The 14969-nt window shown below is 55.4% G+C and carries 16 protein-coding genes; 13 read left to right on the top strand and 3 right to left on the bottom strand.

Annotation, left to right across the window (positions count from 1 at the left end; translation table 11 throughout):
* The first annotated feature begins 3 nt into the window (after window positions 1–3).
* Complete coding sequence (locus tag ACQUWM_RS03500) at window positions 4–666, top strand: alpha/beta hydrolase (protein WP_407000548.1); 663 nt, start codon at window positions 4–6, stop codon at window positions 664–666.
* Window positions 667–771: 105 nt separating this feature from the next.
* Window positions 772–1122 carry a PilZ domain-containing protein gene (locus tag ACQUWM_RS03505; protein WP_428921186.1) on the top strand — a complete coding sequence of 117 codons (351 nt, stop codon included), beginning with the start codon at window positions 772–774 and terminating at the stop codon, window positions 1120–1122.
* Here ACQUWM_RS03505 and ACQUWM_RS03510 read toward each other — a convergent pair.
* The gene (locus tag ACQUWM_RS03510; RefSeq protein ID WP_407000550.1) at window positions 1119–2534 is read right to left on the bottom strand and encodes a TrkH family potassium uptake protein; all 1416 of its coding nucleotides are present in this window, start codon (window positions 2532–2534) and stop codon (window positions 1119–1121) included. The genes ACQUWM_RS03505 and ACQUWM_RS03510 overlap by 4 nt on opposite strands.
* A 253-nt stretch (window positions 2535–2787) precedes the next feature.
* Here ACQUWM_RS03510 and ACQUWM_RS03515 point away from each other — a divergent pair, with 253 nt between their 5' ends.
* The 3 genes from ACQUWM_RS03515 to ACQUWM_RS03525 are packed head-to-tail and all read left to right on the top strand — an operon-like array spanning window position 2788 to window position 4559.
* Entirely contained in the window at window positions 2788–3336 is a 549-nt protein-coding gene (locus ACQUWM_RS03515; RefSeq protein WP_407000551.1) for a porin family protein, read from the top strand.
* A gap of 51 nt (window positions 3337–3387) precedes the next feature.
* A complete protein-coding gene (locus ACQUWM_RS03520) occupies window positions 3388–3963 on the top strand; it encodes an ACP phosphodiesterase (protein WP_428921187.1) in 576 nt (191 codons plus the stop codon).
* Window positions 3960–4559, top strand: coding sequence for an ATP-dependent zinc protease family protein (locus ACQUWM_RS03525; RefSeq protein WP_428921188.1), 600 nt, complete (start codon window positions 3960–3962; stop codon window positions 4557–4559). Before ACQUWM_RS03520 ends, ACQUWM_RS03525 begins: the two co-directional genes overlap by 4 nt.
* Window positions 4560–4610: 51 nt before the next feature.
* On the opposite strand, the gene ycaC is transcribed toward ACQUWM_RS03525, so the two are convergent.
* Both ycaC and ACQUWM_RS03535 read right to left on the bottom strand, forming a co-directional pair.
* Window positions 4611–5231, bottom strand: a complete 621-nt coding sequence (gene ycaC, locus ACQUWM_RS03530; RefSeq protein ID WP_407000554.1) for an isochorismate family cysteine hydrolase YcaC — start codon at window positions 5229–5231, stop codon at window positions 4611–4613.
* An 87-nt stretch (window positions 5232–5318) separates the two neighbouring features.
* A complete protein-coding gene (locus tag ACQUWM_RS03535) occupies window positions 5319–6188 on the bottom strand; it encodes a pirin family protein (protein ID WP_428921189.1) in 870 nt (289 codons plus the stop codon).
* 120 nt (window positions 6189–6308) lie between these two features.
* Between ACQUWM_RS03535 and ACQUWM_RS03540 the strand changes: the two genes are divergently transcribed.
* The 8 genes from ACQUWM_RS03540 (at window position 6309) to ACQUWM_RS03575 (ending at window position 14969) form a co-directional block, all read left to right on the top strand.
* Window positions 6309–7226 carry a LysR substrate-binding domain-containing protein gene (locus ACQUWM_RS03540; protein WP_428921190.1) on the top strand — a complete coding sequence of 306 codons (918 nt, stop codon included), beginning with the start codon at window positions 6309–6311 and terminating at the stop codon, window positions 7224–7226.
* A gap of 120 nt (window positions 7227–7346) precedes the next feature.
* A complete protein-coding gene (locus ACQUWM_RS03545) occupies window positions 7347–7877 on the top strand; it encodes a YfiR family protein (RefSeq protein ID WP_407000557.1) in 531 nt (176 codons plus the stop codon).
* Window positions 7874–9328, top strand: a complete 1455-nt coding sequence (locus ACQUWM_RS03550; protein ID WP_428921191.1) for an ATP-binding protein — start codon at window positions 7874–7876, stop codon at window positions 9326–9328. Before ACQUWM_RS03545 ends, ACQUWM_RS03550 begins: the two co-directional genes overlap by 4 nt.
* A 56-nt stretch (window positions 9329–9384) precedes the next feature.
* Window positions 9385–9831, top strand: coding sequence for a response regulator (locus ACQUWM_RS03555; protein ID WP_407000559.1), 447 nt, complete (start codon window positions 9385–9387; stop codon window positions 9829–9831).
* 14 nt (window positions 9832–9845) lie between these two features.
* Window positions 9846–11537: an EAL domain-containing protein gene (locus tag ACQUWM_RS03560; RefSeq protein WP_428921192.1), complete on the top strand. Its 1692-nt coding sequence runs from the start codon at window positions 9846–9848 to the stop codon at window positions 11535–11537.
* Window positions 11538–11592: 55 nt separating this feature from the next.
* Window positions 11593–13329 (top strand): thiamine pyrophosphate-binding protein, encoded by a 1737-nt coding sequence (locus ACQUWM_RS03565; RefSeq protein WP_428921193.1) that lies wholly within the window; start codon window positions 11593–11595, stop codon window positions 13327–13329.
* Between the two features lie 15 nt (window positions 13330–13344).
* Window positions 13345–14172 (top strand): citryl-CoA lyase, encoded by an 828-nt coding sequence (locus ACQUWM_RS03570; protein WP_428921194.1) that lies wholly within the window; start codon window positions 13345–13347, stop codon window positions 14170–14172.
* The gene (locus ACQUWM_RS03575; protein ID WP_407000563.1) at window positions 14172–14969 is read left to right on the top strand and encodes a hypothetical protein; all 798 of its coding nucleotides are present in this window, start codon (window positions 14172–14174) and stop codon (window positions 14967–14969) included. The genes ACQUWM_RS03570 and ACQUWM_RS03575 overlap by 1 nt, the downstream gene beginning before the upstream one ends.

Genomic DNA, 14969 nt, shown 5'->3' on the forward strand with positions numbered 1-14969 from the left:
TTTGTGCAGGAACTTGAATATATCGAACTGGAAACCAATCCCAACCCGACCGCTGCCGTTATCTGGCTGCACGGACTGGGTGCAAGCGGCCACGACTTTGAACCGGTGGTCCCGGAGCTGGGATTACCCGCTAACGCTGCCGTGCGCTTTCTGTTTCCCCACGCACCGGTCATGCCGGTCACCGTTAATGGTGGTATGAGCATGCCCGCCTGGTACGACATCAAGGCCATGGATGTCGATCGCGTTATCGACACCGAGCAGTTGCTGGCTTCCGCTGATGCGGTTGCGCGTATGGTGGACCGGGAGATTGAGCGCGGCATTCCCAGCGAAAACATCGTCATCGCCGGTTTCTCACAGGGTGGGGCAGTAGCGTACGAAGTGGGCCTGACCTATCCCAAGCCACTGGCTGGGCTGCTGGCGCTATCGACCTACTTTGCCACGGCTGAGACCATCAAACCGTCAGAAGCGAACCGGAATATTTCAATCAATACCTATCACGGCACGTTTGATCCCGTTGTACCGGAATCCCTGGGGCAGAAAAGCACCGAAAAGCTTCGTGCCATGGGCTACAACCCCCGTTATGAAACGTATCCGATGGAGCACAGCGTCTGCCTGGAGGAAATTCAGGACATCGGCCGGTTCCTGTCAGAGAAGGTCAATTTTTGATCAGCGTCAAAAGATAATTTGACAAATCCGGGATATCATTCCATGAATAACTGTCCTACCCATGGCTTTTGCCTGTCGGCTCGAGGAGGTTTCATGGAGTACCGTTTGAGCAAACGTATAACCGGGAAACTGGGGCTTCTGCTCTACAAGCGCAACATGCCGGTGGCCACGGGGCAGATTCGTGATGCCAGTGAGCGCGGCCTGTTTATTGCGACCAGCTACACGGACGTTCAACTCAACCAGACCCTGGAACTGGAGTTCCGCTTTCCTGACAAGTACGAAAACTCATTCCTGAAGTTAAGAGGTCTGGTGGTTCGCAAATCGGACCAGGGTCTGGGTGTGGATTTCAAGGGTGTGGAGAACGACGGGGTTACAATTTCGGCCTTGCTCTCCTGGTTGCAGAATCACCATCACAACGTCAGTTATTTCCCCCCGATACGCCGGGCCTCTTTTTAACTGCGCCAGAACGCGGGTGATAGCACAATCACTACGCTGAGGATTTCCAGGCGCCCCATCAGCATACCCACCGACAGTATCCATTTGGCTGCATCCGGCAGGGGCTCAAACGTCCCTGCCGGGCCAATGATTGCGCCCAGGCCGGGACCAACGTTGGTCAGGGCCGTGAGAGCCCCGGAAAGGCTGGTAATGAAGTCCAGTTGCAGCGCTGCCAGCGCCACCGTAATGACAAGCAGGCAAAGCAGGAAAATGAAGGTATAGGCAATCATTGATGAGATGATTTCATCACTGACGGCGCGGCCATTGTAGTTCCTGGTCAGTACCGCACGTGGATGCAACAAGCGCATGAGCTGTTCCCGCAGCACAATCAGTGACAGCTGGAAACGGAAGATTTTCATGCCACCAGCGGTCGACCCGGAACAGCCGCCGACAAACATCAGGAAGAAGAACAGCACAAACGCCAGGGGCCCCCAGGCGGAATAGTCTTCGGAGGCGTATCCGGTGGTGGTTACCACAGACGTAACGTTGAACAGCGTGGCGACATAGCCGTGGATGGGGTCGAAGTCCCCGACCGAGACATGCCAGCGATATAGAGTCAGCAAGGCCGGGATCACCAGCAGGATGGTGACAAACAGTCGTACCTGCTGATCCCGGAAAAGCACGCCGTGCTGTCCGTGCATTTCCCGGACAAAAAGGAAGAACGGCATACTGCCAATCATCATGAACAGGCTGCCCTGGAGCAGAATCAGGTCGGAGTCGAATTTGCCCATGGACGAATCCGACGTCGAGAAGCCACCGGTCGCTATGCTGGTAAGTCCATGGTTAAAGGCATCGAACAGTGACATGCCTGATAGCCAGTAGGTCACCACGGCGATCACTGAAAATATCACGTACACAAGCAGCAGGCCGCGGCTCAGCGTCTTCATGCGGGGCAGGGCCTTGTCGGTCCACTCCGAGGATTCCGTGGCAAACAGGCGCATCCCGCCTACCCGCAGGAACGGCAGTACGGCAACGAACATGCCGATGATTCCGATGCCTCCGATCCATTGCAGGATGGAGCGCCACAGCAGAAGATCCCGGTCCATGGTATCCAGGCCTGTCAGTACCGTTGCGCCGGTGGTGGTAATGCCGGAAGTCCCCTCGAACAGGGCGTCCGTCATGGAGATACCGTTATCACTCAGGTAGAACGGCAGTGAAGAGAGCAGGGCAATAATGAGCCAGCTTGAAACCGTCAGGACAAACATGAAGCGGGGCTTAAGGTCCCGCGGTTTCCGGTAGGTGGCCACAATCCCGAAAACCCCGATACTGCATACAATAGCGGCAGATTCCGCAAACGCCATGGCATTGGGCGCTTCAGAGCCTGATAGAAGTATTACCGGTAACGTCATGAAAATACTCAAAAGTACAAACATGACGCTAACAATGAAGATTACAGGGTTCAGGTTTCTCAAAGGAAGCTCAAGTTGGCCGAACAGAGAGACGGCGTCAGAATACATGCGGCCTGCCGCTTTCGCAAGGCAACTCCGGCCCTTGCCACGCGCGTGAACGGGGAATTAAATCACTGTAAATATCGGGTAAATCCGGATCCTTGTGCTGGATTAAATCGTTGGTGTAGTGCAATTTCGTAAAACTGACGGTGAAAACCAGGAAGGAGCATCGAAGACAATGAAAACCACACGTTCTTTGGTATTTGGATTTGCCACTCTCGCAGGCAGCCTGGCAGCAGCCCCTGCCATTGCGAGTGATATGTACAAGTCAGGAATGGGGAGCTTGTACGCAGGCCTGAACTACACCTTCTTTAATCTCGAGGACGACTCTGACGATGCGGATGTTGGCGCGCTGTCCGCCAAGGTGGGCGCGCTGGCGACACCCTACTTCGGCGTGGAGGCGAGGGCAGGCTTTGGCGTTGACGACGATCGCGTCAATGGCATCGATTACTCCGTGGATAACTTCTTTGGGGGTTACGCCACATTGAACCTTGCCAACGAATCACCGGCAACGCCCTATGTTATATTTGGTTTCACCCGGGTAGAGCTGGAAGCCGAGGGGCCTTTCACCACGGTTACCGATGATGACTCCGATTTTTCCTACGGCATTGGCGTCAACGTTGAAATGGCGCCACAAGTGTCCGGCAACCTTGAATATATGCGTTATTATGACAAGGACAACGTCACTATTGATGGCCTTGGCCTCGGCGTTACCTTTAATTTCTGATCGGGTAAGCCTCCCGGGATTACGGGCTTACTCGCTATCCCGGGAGGCTGTTTGAATCATCTGGCCCATCTTTTCCTCGCACCGGACTCGCCCCAGGCCCGCATTGGCAGCGTGATGGGGGATTTCGCCAGGGGACTGCAAGTCCGGGAACTCCCGCCAACCGTCCGGGCCGGCCTGTACCATCATCGGGCTGTCGACACATACACGGACAGCCACCCGGAAGTACTTGCCAGCAAACGACTGTTTTCACAGCAACGGCGCCGCTTTGCAGGCGTTGCACTCGATATCCTTTATGATCACTACCTGTTAAGACACTGGCAACGATTCAGCAATGTCGATTCTGGTACCTTTATCGACACTGTTTACCGGGAGTTTCGGGACTACGAACACCTGATGCCCGAAAAAATGAAGCGGGTTACCCAAAACATGGCGGAGAATGACTGGTTCGGATCTTACGCAGACCTGGATAGCGTGGGCTTTGCACTGAACCGGGTCGCCCAGCGTATCCGTTTCAAGCATCAGTTTTTCGATATCATCGAAGAAATTAAAGAGAACGACCGGGAGCTGGAACGCCGGTTCCTGACATTCTTCCCGGATCTGATCACGTTTGCCGGAGATGTTTCATGAAGTTAGCTGTTGGACTCACCTTCGCAGCCATTCTGGCCGCAGCCGCACCTATTCAGGCAGAGGAAAAGCAAAGCCAGGAGCGCCCACCGGAATCCCTCGGTTTTGTGGAATGGATTGTTCTTCAGGACACCGGCTTGCGCCTGAAGGCACGGCTGGATACCGGAGCAAAAACCTCTTCGCTCCATGCGGTTAACATTGAGCCCTTCGAGAAAGGGGATGAGAAGTGGGTGAGCTTTCAGGTGCCCCTTGCGGATCACCGCGACCAGGAAGCCGGCGAGAACGGTACTGAGGTTGAGGACGTCATCCTGGAGTTTGAACGCCCGGTGGACCGGACTGTCCGGATAAAACGAAAGGGTGCGCCGTCCCAAAGGCGGTATGTAGTGCGAATGGAGTTCTGTATTGCCGGTTCCACCCATGAAACCGAATTTTCCCTGGCTGACCGGGGACGGTTTTCCTATCCGGCCTTGCTGGGCCGTCGATTCATGAGTGATGACAACATTCTGGTTACGTCATCAGAGAGCTTTATGGCTGAAAAAGAATGCGAACATAACACCCTGGAGCAACTCGCTCAGAGCAGGAATAACCTGCCGAAATAGTTCAATCGAGACCACACCCACAAGGGTTGTGGGTGTGGCGCCCGCTAAAGCTTACCCTTTCTGGGCTGTAAAGCTCTGCATCAGGTTTGCATAATGTGGCAGGTGCTTGGCAAGGATGCCGCCAAAGCCTTCAATATCGTTGCGCCAGTCACGGTGCAACTCGCAGCCAACGCTGAACCAGTTCATCAGTTGTGCCCCGGCCTGTTCCATGCGGCTCCAGGAAGCGTCGCGGGTGGTCTGGTTGAAGGTGCCGGACGCATCCGTTACAACAAAGACCTCATAGCCTTCTTCAAGCGCTGACAGCGTCGGGAAAGCCACGCATACATCGGTCACCACACCGGCAATCAACAGTTGCTTCTTACCCGTGGCCTTCACGGCCTTGAGGAAATCCTCGTTGTCCCAGCAGTTGATCTGGCCGGGACGGGGGAAGTAGGGCGCATCCGGGAACATTTCCTTGAGTTCCGGCACCATTGGGCCGTTGGGGCCATCCTCAAAGCTGGTGGTCAAAATGGTCGGAATGTCGAAAAACTTGGCGATGTCCGCCAGCGCCAGTACGTTGTTTTTGAAATCGTCCGGTGAGAAGTCCCGTACGAGAGAGAGCAGCCCTGACTGGTGGTCAACCATCAGCAGAGCAACATCGTCCTTGTCCAGTCGATTGTATTTAAAAGCCATGTTCCTTCTCCTTCGTTTCAGGTGGGTTTTATTGACCGGCCCCCATCGGAGGGACCGGTTCCTACCGCTGGCCATCACCTGTTCTGGCTAACGGTGAAGCATGCCGAACTCTCCGTTCTGGAAGTCCGCGATTGCCTGATGGATCTCAGCCTCCGAGTTCATGACAAAGGGACCATGACCGACTACAGGCTCGTTAATCGGCTCACCGGTGAGTACCAGCAACCGGGCATCGTTGTTGGATTCAAGCTGCAGTTCCTGGCCCTGGCGATCAAAGCTGGCAACTTCCGCGTCATGTAATACTTCGGCCCCATTTGCCTGCACCGTTCCCTTGAGCACCACTACAATGGCGGTCTGTCCTTCCGGGACGGGCAGGACCACATCCGCGCCCGGCTCAAGCTTCAGGTTCCATACATTCATCGGGGTGTAGGTGCTCGCCGGCCCCGGGTGTCCGTGGAACTCACCCGCAACAACCCGGAGCTCGCCGATATGGTCGCCCAGGGAAACCACCGGAATGTCCTTTTTCAGCAGGGTCTGATAAGCCGCTGGTTCATTCTTGTCCCTGGCTGGGAGGTTCACCCATAGCTGGACCATCTCAAGCGTGCCGCCACGATGGGTAAACGCTGGCGAATGGAACTCCTCGTGGACAATACCGGCACCGGCCGTCATCCACTGGACATCGCCTTCGCCGATCAATCCCCCGCTGCCAGTGGAGTCCCGGTGCTCAAGTTCGCCCTGCAGGACCAGGGTGACGGTCTCAAAACCACGGTGCGGGTGCTGGCCAACGCCCCGGCGGCGCGTTCCCGGTGGAAACTGCGCGGGGCCGGCGTAGTCCAGTAGCAGGAAAGGGCTGATATTGTTGGCGCCCATACGGTCGTAGGACAACAGCGAGCGGACCGGGAAACCATCACCAACCCAGTGGCCATGGGGTGCGCTGTAGGTAGTCAGTATCTGTTTCATGTGCTCCCCCTTACACTGGTTTGGATATTAATGATCAATACAGTGAAGATAGGGCACGGAAGCTGGTCTGAGTAGGTGCCAAAATTTATAATCTGCGTTCTATATATAGGACTCTGAGCTATGCAGGACTTGAACGATCTCTATTACTTCGTGCAGGTAGTGGAGCATGGTGGCTTTGCACCGGCCGGGCGGGCATTGGGCGTCCCCAAATCCAAACTGAGCCGGCGCACAGCACTTCTGGAGGAGCGCCTTGATACCCGGTTGATTAACAGGTCAACACGCCGGTTCAGCGTAACGGAGCTGGGCAAGGAGTATTATCGCCACTGCGTTGCCATGCTGGTTGAAGCCGAGGCGGCGCAGGAGCTGATCGATCGTTCCCGCTCGGAACCCCGTGGGTGCATCCGGATGACCTGCCCACCAGGATTGATCTATTTCCTGGTTGCACCACTGGTGGTGAAGTTCATGGAGATGTATCCGGAAGTCAGGATTGAGCTGGTGGCCACCAGTCGTCGGGTCGATGTAATTAAAGAGGGCGTCGATCTGGCGCTCCGGGTCCGGTACCCGCCGATTGAAGACAGCGGCCTGACCATGAAGGTCCTGTCCAGGAGCCCCCAATGCCTGATGGGGTCGCGGGCTTTACTGGAACGTTCCCCCAACATCGAATCGCCGGAGGACCTGACTCGCCTGCCCAGCATCGACTTCGAACAGACCGATGGCCAGCACATCTGGTGTCTGGATGGCCCGGACGGCGTATCGGTGCAGGTACACCACAAACCACGCCTGGTTACGGACGATGTTTTCACCCTCAGGCAGGCCGCGATCGCCGGTCTGGGCGTGGTCAAAATGCCGTTGATTGTAGGCGGACGTGACCTGATCGAGGGGCGCCTGATCAATGTACTGCCTGGCTGGCAGCCACGCGGCGGTATTTTCCACGCCGTCTTTCCATCACGCCGAGGCCTTCTTCCGTCGATCCGCGCATTTCTGGATTACCTGTCAGAGCAGGTGGATGAGGTGGATTTTCCGGTGCCGGAAAGTTGATATTGGGGTAGCACAGATCTGGCATGCAGTTGACGGCAGCCGGACTGATGCTAACCTTCGGTAGGTGCCGTACGCCCATTTGCTTGATCCAAATATGACTATTTGCTTCGTGGCCGACTCGTGAGGGATCACCTGAAATACCTTATCTCACTGACTCTCAGCCTGTGTCTTGGCACGGTACCCGGGCACGCCTCCATACGTTCCGAGTACGAAGTCAAAGCCGCCTTTCTCTACAACTTCACACGCTTTGTCAGTTGGCCCCATAACGGGAGCAATTCCGCCCCCCTTGAGGTATGTATTTTTGGCGATGATCCGTTTGGCGACCTGCTCGACCCTCTCACTGGTCGCAAATCCCAGGGCAGGGAACTTCAGCTTCGATACCCTGACAATGCCGCGCACCTTACTGGGTGCAATGTGCTGTATATCGCCCAGTCGCAATCCCGCAACCTCAACGAGCTGCTTGATCTCGCCCAACACCAGGGCATGCTGACAGTCAGCGACCTACCGGAGTTTGTCCGCAAGGGGGGAATGGTCGGTTACGTCAAAAAGGGCAATGTCATTCGCTTTGAAATCAGCCTGAAAGCCGCGACCGAAGCGGGGCTTACTATTAACTCCCGACTTCTGGAGCTGGCGGTGAGGGTCGTGCGATGATCGGACAATGGCGATACTGGCGACTTAAAACCAAACTGCTTTTCCTGACACTGTTCACCAGTGCACTGGGGATTACCCTGGTCTGCGCCAGCCTCATCTTTGTTGAGAACCGGAATTACCGTAAACAGCTTGAGTCCGAACTGCATGTCATTGCAGGCATCCTCGCTGAACAGTCGGCCGCCGCCTTGGTGTTTGAGGATAATAATCAGCTGAGCAGCATCATTTCCAGCCTTGAGCGCATTGAGACTATCCAGCAGGCTTGTGTCTATGATCAACAAGGGACCGTCATGGCTTCCCTGGCCAGCATGGATAAACGGGAATGTCCATCGGTTAACCGACAACTGGAAGTAGGGTTTGTCGATGAAGTCTATCGGCTAGCGATACCGGTAACCCTTGATAACGAAACGGTCGGGCAGCTTTTCCTCACATCCCACCTTGAGGTATTACATGGCCATATCCGCACCTTTGTGTTCGTAGCCATTGGTATTGGCGCCGTCATTCTGGTGGCTCTGGTGTTCCTCGCGCTCCGGCTACAGAGAATTGTGTCTGACCCCATCCTCAAGCTCTCGGAAACCGCTGAACGCATTGCCCAGGACCATGATTACTCCATTCGCGCACCGGTCTCCGGAACCGACGAGCTGGGGCGGCTGGGGAACACCTTTAACGAGATGATCGGCACTATTCAGCAGCAGAATCGCCGTATTCTGGAAAGTCGCGACAGCCTGGAGCGGATTGTCGAAGCCAGGACCTCGGAACTGAGCATGGCAAACCGGGAACTGGAGGCGTTCAGTTACTCGGTCTCCCACGATCTCAGGCAGCCACTGAGAGCCGTGGAAGGGTTTGGGCAAGCACTTGAGGAGGATTGCGGTGACCAGCTGAATGAGACCGGCAAGGATTACCTGCGGCGCATTCGTGCGGCCAGTGTTCGAATGGCGGGCCTGATCGACGGACTGTTGATCCTTTCCCGCGTCAGCCGCCAGCCGATTGAGAACCAGACTGTCGATTTGAGCCAACTGTTGCAGGAAATCACTGATGAGCTGAAAGACATCAGTGACGACGTCCCCTCAGAAGTACACATTCAGCAGGGCGTCCGGGTTGTGGGTGATAGCCGAATGCTGCGTGTTGCTTTCCAGAACCTGCTTGCAAACGCCTGGAAATACAGCGCCAGGGAGGAAAAACGGATCATAGACGTGTCTGCACGAACAGCGGGCCGCTGGACAGCCATTGAAGTCCGGGACAATGGCGTCGGCTTTGATATGCGGTATATCGACAAACTCTTCGTCGCTTTTAACCGGCTTCACACACCATCGGAGTTTGGCGGCACAGGCATTGGCCTGGCGACAGTGTATCGGGTGGTTCGCAGGCATCATGGCGAGATTTCCGCGACGTCCAAAGTAGGCGAGGGCGCAAGTTTTATTGTGAAGTTGCCTGTTTCGGGAGATCGTGACTAGACTGCAACCATACGCTCACGCTTTAAATGCAATCCATTGAAAGGGCAGCTAAAAACATGGACGGCTATTCAATCCTTGTGGTTGAAGACAATCCGGATGATCAGGTTCTGACGATACGCTCCCTCAAGGCCGCGAGCGAGGGCAGCCCAGTAATCGTGCTGGAAGACGGGCAGCAGGCGCTGGACTTCCTGTTTGGCGATACCCCGTCCAAGGAGCTGGATACGCTCGGAGTTGTTTTGCTGGATGTAAAGCTTCCCAGGGTCAGTGGGCTGGAGGTACTAAAAAGCATTCGGTCTTCACCGCTCACCAACTGGCTGCCCGTGGTGATGGTGACCTCCTCCGATGAACCGGCAGACCTGCTGGAGGCCTATCGTCTGGGAGCCAACAGCTTTATCACCAAGCCGATTAACTATCGGGAATTTACGGAACAAATGAAATTGCTTGCCCGCTACTGGCTCGTTGTCAACAAGGTGCCCAAAGCCGGCTCAGTTCGCTCGTACTGATAAAGGTAAGTTCATTGATTGATACAAGCACCCCATTACGGATGTTGATCGTCGAGGATTCCGAAGACGACGCCATGCTTCTTTTACGAGAGATGCGTAAAGGAGGTATTTCCCCCTATCATGAATTGGTGGATAGCGAGGATCGCCTGACCTATGCCCTCCGCCGTGGCAAGTGGGACATCGTGATAACCGATCACAACATGCCTGGCTTTTCTTCTTTTCGGGTGCTGGAACTGACCCAGCAGTATTGCATGGATGTACCTGTGATTATTGTTTCCGGAACGATTGGGGAAGGCGTTGCGGTGACGGCCATGAAAGCCGGCGCTCAGGATTACATCATGAAGGACAACCTGTCGCGGCTGATTCCCGCCATTGACCGTGAAGTGCGTGAAGGCTCCGTACGCCAGGCCAAGCGCGTGGCGGAAACCACCCTGGAGCACATGGCTTACTATGACAGCCTGACCGATCTCGTGAATCGCCGCGAGTTTGAGCAACGGCTGGTACAGGCCCTGGAAGACACTTACAAAACCGGACGGCAACACGTGCTCCTGTACCTTGATCTTGATCAGTTCAAGATCGTCAACGACACCTGCGGCCACGTCGCCGGCGATCACCTGCTTAAGCAGATTGCCGCGCTGCTGTCCCATCACATCCGTTCAGACGACACCCTCGCCAGGCTCGGCGGTGACGAGTTCGGGGTGCTCCTGCGTGGCTGCGACATCGTCCATGCGCAGAGAGTGGCCGAGAAACTGTGTGAAGAGGTCAGCGAGTATCGGTTTGTCTGGCATGACAGACCGTTTTCCGTCTCCCTGAGTATCGGCATGGTGCTGGTCGATAAGCACTACTGCAGTGCCAGCGAGCTCCTCAGTCATGCTGATCTGGCCTGCTATGCTGCGAAGGACAGGGGCCGCAACAACGTCCAGCTCTATGAAACAAGCGACGTTGAAATGCAGCAGCGCCAGAGTGATATGAACTGGACCAGCCGCATCCAGCAAGCGTTGCAGAATGACAGCTTTTGCCTTTGGCAACAGGAGATGACCGCACTGCAGCCGGATGCCGTCGATGGCTATCGCACGGAATTTCTGGTTCGGTTGAGGGAAGGGGGCGAAACAATCCCTCCGGGCGCTTTTATTCCCGCTGCCGAGCGCTTCAACCTGATGACCAGGATCGACCGGAAAGTTATTGAAATGGCGTTCCGGTACCTTGACCGCACTGGCCTCGGCCGGGAGGAAACCGGGACGTTTTTCATCAACCTGTCCGGGAGCTCCTTTAATGAACCGGAACTGTTTCTTTACATTAGCCAATTGGCGGAGCGATATAAATTAAAGCCGGAGCGCATCTGTTTTGAAATCACTGAAACCTCCGCTATCGCCAACCTGAATGTCACCCAGCGATTCATCAGCTCTGCCAGACGAAGAGGCTTTAAATTTGCACTGGACGACTTTGGCGCAGGCATGAGTTCGTTTTCCTATCTCAAGGCCTTGCCCGTGGATTATCTCAAGATCGATGGTGGCTTCGTCCGTAATTTGCTGGAAGACCCAATCGATCTTGCCATTGTTGACGCCTGCAACCGGATTGGCCATGCCACCGGTCTCAAGACTGTTGCCGAGTTTGTGGAGAACGACAGGGTCAAATCACGACTGGTTGAGCTCGGCATTGATTATGCGCAGGGATACGGGATCTCCATGCCGCGGCCGCTTGATTGATTGGTTTTCCCGCTGATTCAAATACAACTTTGATGCCTTCCCCATAGGATTTGTCATGCTCGAAAATGGTGACTTGTTATTACGCTACCTGGAACGCCTCGGTGTGGAGTATGTGTTTGGCGTTCCTGGCGGGAGCATTGAACCGTTTTATGATGCATTGGCAAGAAGTGAGCGCCAGGGTGGTATCCGGACCATTACCGCCCGTCACGAGTCCGGCGCGGCATTTATGGCAGAGGGTTATGCCCGGGAAACAGGAAAGCTAGGCGTTTGTTGCTCCACAGCCGGTCCAGGAGCCACGAACCTGCTGACTGGCGTTGCATCCGCTTACGCCGATGGGATTCCGATGCTCGTGATAACGGCGCAAACTGCTCTCGACAAGTTTGGGCAGGGCTCATTGCAGGAGACCTCATGCACGGGCATTCATACGGTAGAGATGTTTGCCAGATGTACGCGCTACAACACCCTGGTATCGCATCCGGCACAACTTGAAACCAAAGTGCTTCAGGCTGTCAGTCACGCCATGAGCAACCAGCCCGGGCCCGCCCACCTGGCGATACCACTGGACGTGATGCGCCGCCGGATCCCCGATGACGTGAAAGACGGAACGCTCCACGCCTTTACCAACCACGAAGTCGCACCCAACAAGCCTGCTGCCCAGTCATTACTGAAAGAGCTGGAGAGCGCGTCCAAGGTCACACTGGTACTGGGTGAGGGCGCAGCCGGGGCAAACGACATGCTGGTGGCCCTGGCGGAATCCCGGAACTGGCTAATGGTTACGACGCCACGTGGAAAGGGGCTCATCGACAGTTTCCACCCACTATACCGGGGTGTATTTGGCTTTGCCGGCCACAACAGCGCGACGGACGCGCTAAAGGTTGAAAATGCCGAACGTGTTGTGGCCATCGGCACAGCTCTGGACGAAGTATCAACCTGTGGCTGGGACCCCACGACAATACTGTCTGACCGATTGATTCATGTTTCCGGCAATCCGGCACACCTCAGCCGCTCAACCATGGCCCGGCTCGTCGTTCTGGGCTCGCCAAAGCTCCTGTTCGAATCCCTGGCTGATGCGTTTAAAGCCAAACAAAGTGGAAGCTGCGCACAGCCAGTCACGGACTACGATCGCGTGCCGGAGAATACCCGTTTTGATGAGCCCGAAAAGTGTTTTGACAGATCCGGGCGCGTCAAACCCCAGGCTTTGATGACTTATATGAGCCGGATATGCCCACCGGATACCCGGGTTCTCATGGATACCGGGAACAGCTTTTTGTGGGGGATCCACTACTGGAATATCCGTCGCCCGGAAGGCATGCCTGCGGAGAAGAATCAGTTCAGTATCGGGCTTGGATTTGCCGCTATGGGCTGGGCAATCGGAACCTCGATGGGGATGGCCACCGCCAACCGTCAGAATCCGGTTGTCTGCTTCACCGGCGACGGCAGTTATCTGATGTCCGGCCAGGAATTGACGGTAGCGCTCCAGGAAAACCTGAATGTTCTGATGCTGGTCCTCAATGACGCCTCACTGGGCATGGTCAGCCATGGACAGAAACTGAGTGGCGGGGAACAGGTTGGAACCCGGTTACCGAGCGTGGATTTTGCCATGATGGCCCGGGCATTGGGCGTGGAATCCTACCGGGTGGAAACCATGGCGCAATTGATGGATCTGGACATACCCGGGATTCTCTCCCGCCCAGGACCTTGCCTGATAGATATCATTGTTGACGGCGACCAGGTCCCTCCATTGGGATCGAGAATGAAGGTGCTAACCAGCTCGATACAGACCGACCAATAGATTAGGGGAAAGCGCGTGCCCTCAGACTACGTTTATCACTCCAATTTCTGGTTTGAAGAACCTGAAGATTCAAACCCGTTCGCCGCAAAGGCCAGCTACTGCCATGGCTACGATGTGTATGGCCAGGTCATCGCCAGGGCAAGCTGGTTTGAATATCTGTTGCTGATGTTCAAAGGTGATCGACCGCAACCCGCTGAAGCGGCCCTCCTGGAGAAGCTGGCGATGATCCTCGCCAACCAGGGCCCCAAGGAGGCCAGCATTCGTGCAGCCATGAACGGAGGCGTTGCCGGCACCAATCACAGCTCTGCGCTCATGTCCTCCCTTGCCGTGGGTTCTGGCCTCTATGGCGGCTCTCAGGAACTTGAGATCTGCATTCGCTTGTGGGGGGAATGTGGTCAGGACATCGAACTTTGGAAATCCCGACTTCAGGCTCCCCAGGAAGACGAAAGGGCGGACATATGGCCGGCGATTGAGCATCCACCGGGTTTTGACCCCAACGGCGATGACATGCCCACGACACTTCGGCAGTCGTTGGACCTTTTGGTCCAGTTCGCACCAGAAGCAGGCGCGTTGCATTGGCTGGAAAGCCACCGCAACGCCCTTGAGGCATTCTTCGGGTATCCAATTTCCATCAGCGCTGTAGCGGCTGCAGCGTTCGTTGATCTTGGTCTTGATCAGGATCAGGGCAGCATGCTCTACCTGATACTGAGATTGCCCGGTGCGGCCGTCCATGCGCTGGAGCAGCGGAAAATGGGCTGGAAAAAATTTCCTTTCTACAGCTCTGCCATTGAACTGGAAGACGACCCGGGACCCTACAAAAAGCGTGACGGGGAGGGCAACTAATGAATCATGAACAACTACTTGAAACAGAAAGCCATTGGTTGACGCGAATTGGAAAAGCCTTTCTTACCGAACGCGTCGTTATGCACGGTAAGGATCTTCACCATGAACTCGACCATCTTGAATGGCTCCATTTGTACCTGTATTGCATTCTTGGAAGAGATCCGGGAGAAAACGTCGCAAAGATGTTGAACTCGTACTGGGTCGGTACAAGCTATCCGGATCCCTCCATCTGGCCAAACCATGTGGCCGCCTTGGCCGGTTCCGTGCGTACCACGCCCTCTCTGGGTCTGATGGCTGGATTAAGCATCTCGGAAGCATCCATATACGGTCGTCGACCGGAGGTCCGGGCGCTCGACTTTTTCTACAGGGCCGGTAAGTGGTGCGATGAAGGCGGTAAACTGGAGGAGTTTGTCGATCATGAGAAATCCCTGGGCCGCATCCTTTATGGTTATGGCCGCCCCCTTGCCACCACAGACGAACGCATTGCCTTCACACTGGATAAAGCAAAAGACTATGGTTTCTCCGATGGCCACTATTTGAAGATGGCCTTTGCAGTGTACGAACACCTGAATAGTGTATACGGATACTCAATGAACGTAGCAGCCGTGCATGCCGCTTTGGCTGCAGACATGGGGTTCAGCTGTGAGGAATATCAACTTATCCTGACACCTTGCTTCGTGGCCGGTATGGCGCCGTGTTTCCGGGATACAAGAGAGCGCCCCGAAGGCAGCTTCTTTCCGATTCGGTGTGAAAGCATTGTCTATCACGGCGTAGAAAAGCGGGACTGGGAAGACTAA

The organism is Marinobacter sp. DUT-3 (assembly GCF_050379435.1).
Classification (GTDB): Bacteria; Pseudomonadota; Gammaproteobacteria; order Pseudomonadales; family Oleiphilaceae; genus Marinobacter.

Excerpts from the sequence above, each read along its gene's own strand:
- ACQUWM_RS03510 (WP_407000550.1), bottom strand. The coding sequence starts at position 2,534 with ATGTTTGTACTTTTGAGTATTTTCATGACGTTACCGGTAATACTTCTA.
- ACQUWM_RS03515 (WP_407000551.1), top strand. The coding sequence starts at position 2,788 with ATGAAAACCACACGTTCTTTGGTATTTGGATTTGCCACTCTCGCAGGC.
- ACQUWM_RS03525 (WP_428921188.1), top strand. The coding sequence starts at position 3,960 with ATGAAGTTAGCTGTTGGACTCACCTTCGCAGCCATTCTGGCCGCAGCC.
- ycaC (WP_407000554.1), bottom strand. The coding sequence starts at position 5,231 with ATGGCTTTTAAATACAATCGACTGGACAAGGACGATGTTGCTCTGCTG.
- ACQUWM_RS03535 (WP_428921189.1), bottom strand. The coding sequence starts at position 6,188 with ATGAAACAGATACTGACTACCTACAGCGCACCCCATGGCCACTGGGTT.
- ACQUWM_RS03540 (WP_428921190.1), top strand. The coding sequence starts at position 6,309 with ATGCAGGACTTGAACGATCTCTATTACTTCGTGCAGGTAGTGGAGCAT.
- ACQUWM_RS03550 (WP_428921191.1), top strand. The coding sequence starts at position 7,874 with ATGATCGGACAATGGCGATACTGGCGACTTAAAACCAAACTGCTTTTC.
- ACQUWM_RS03555 (WP_407000559.1), top strand. The coding sequence starts at position 9,385 with ATGGACGGCTATTCAATCCTTGTGGTTGAAGACAATCCGGATGATCAG.
- ACQUWM_RS03565 (WP_428921193.1), top strand. The coding sequence starts at position 11,593 with ATGCTCGAAAATGGTGACTTGTTATTACGCTACCTGGAACGCCTCGGT.
- ACQUWM_RS03575 (WP_407000563.1), top strand. The coding sequence starts at position 14,172 with ATGAATCATGAACAACTACTTGAAACAGAAAGCCATTGGTTGACGCGA.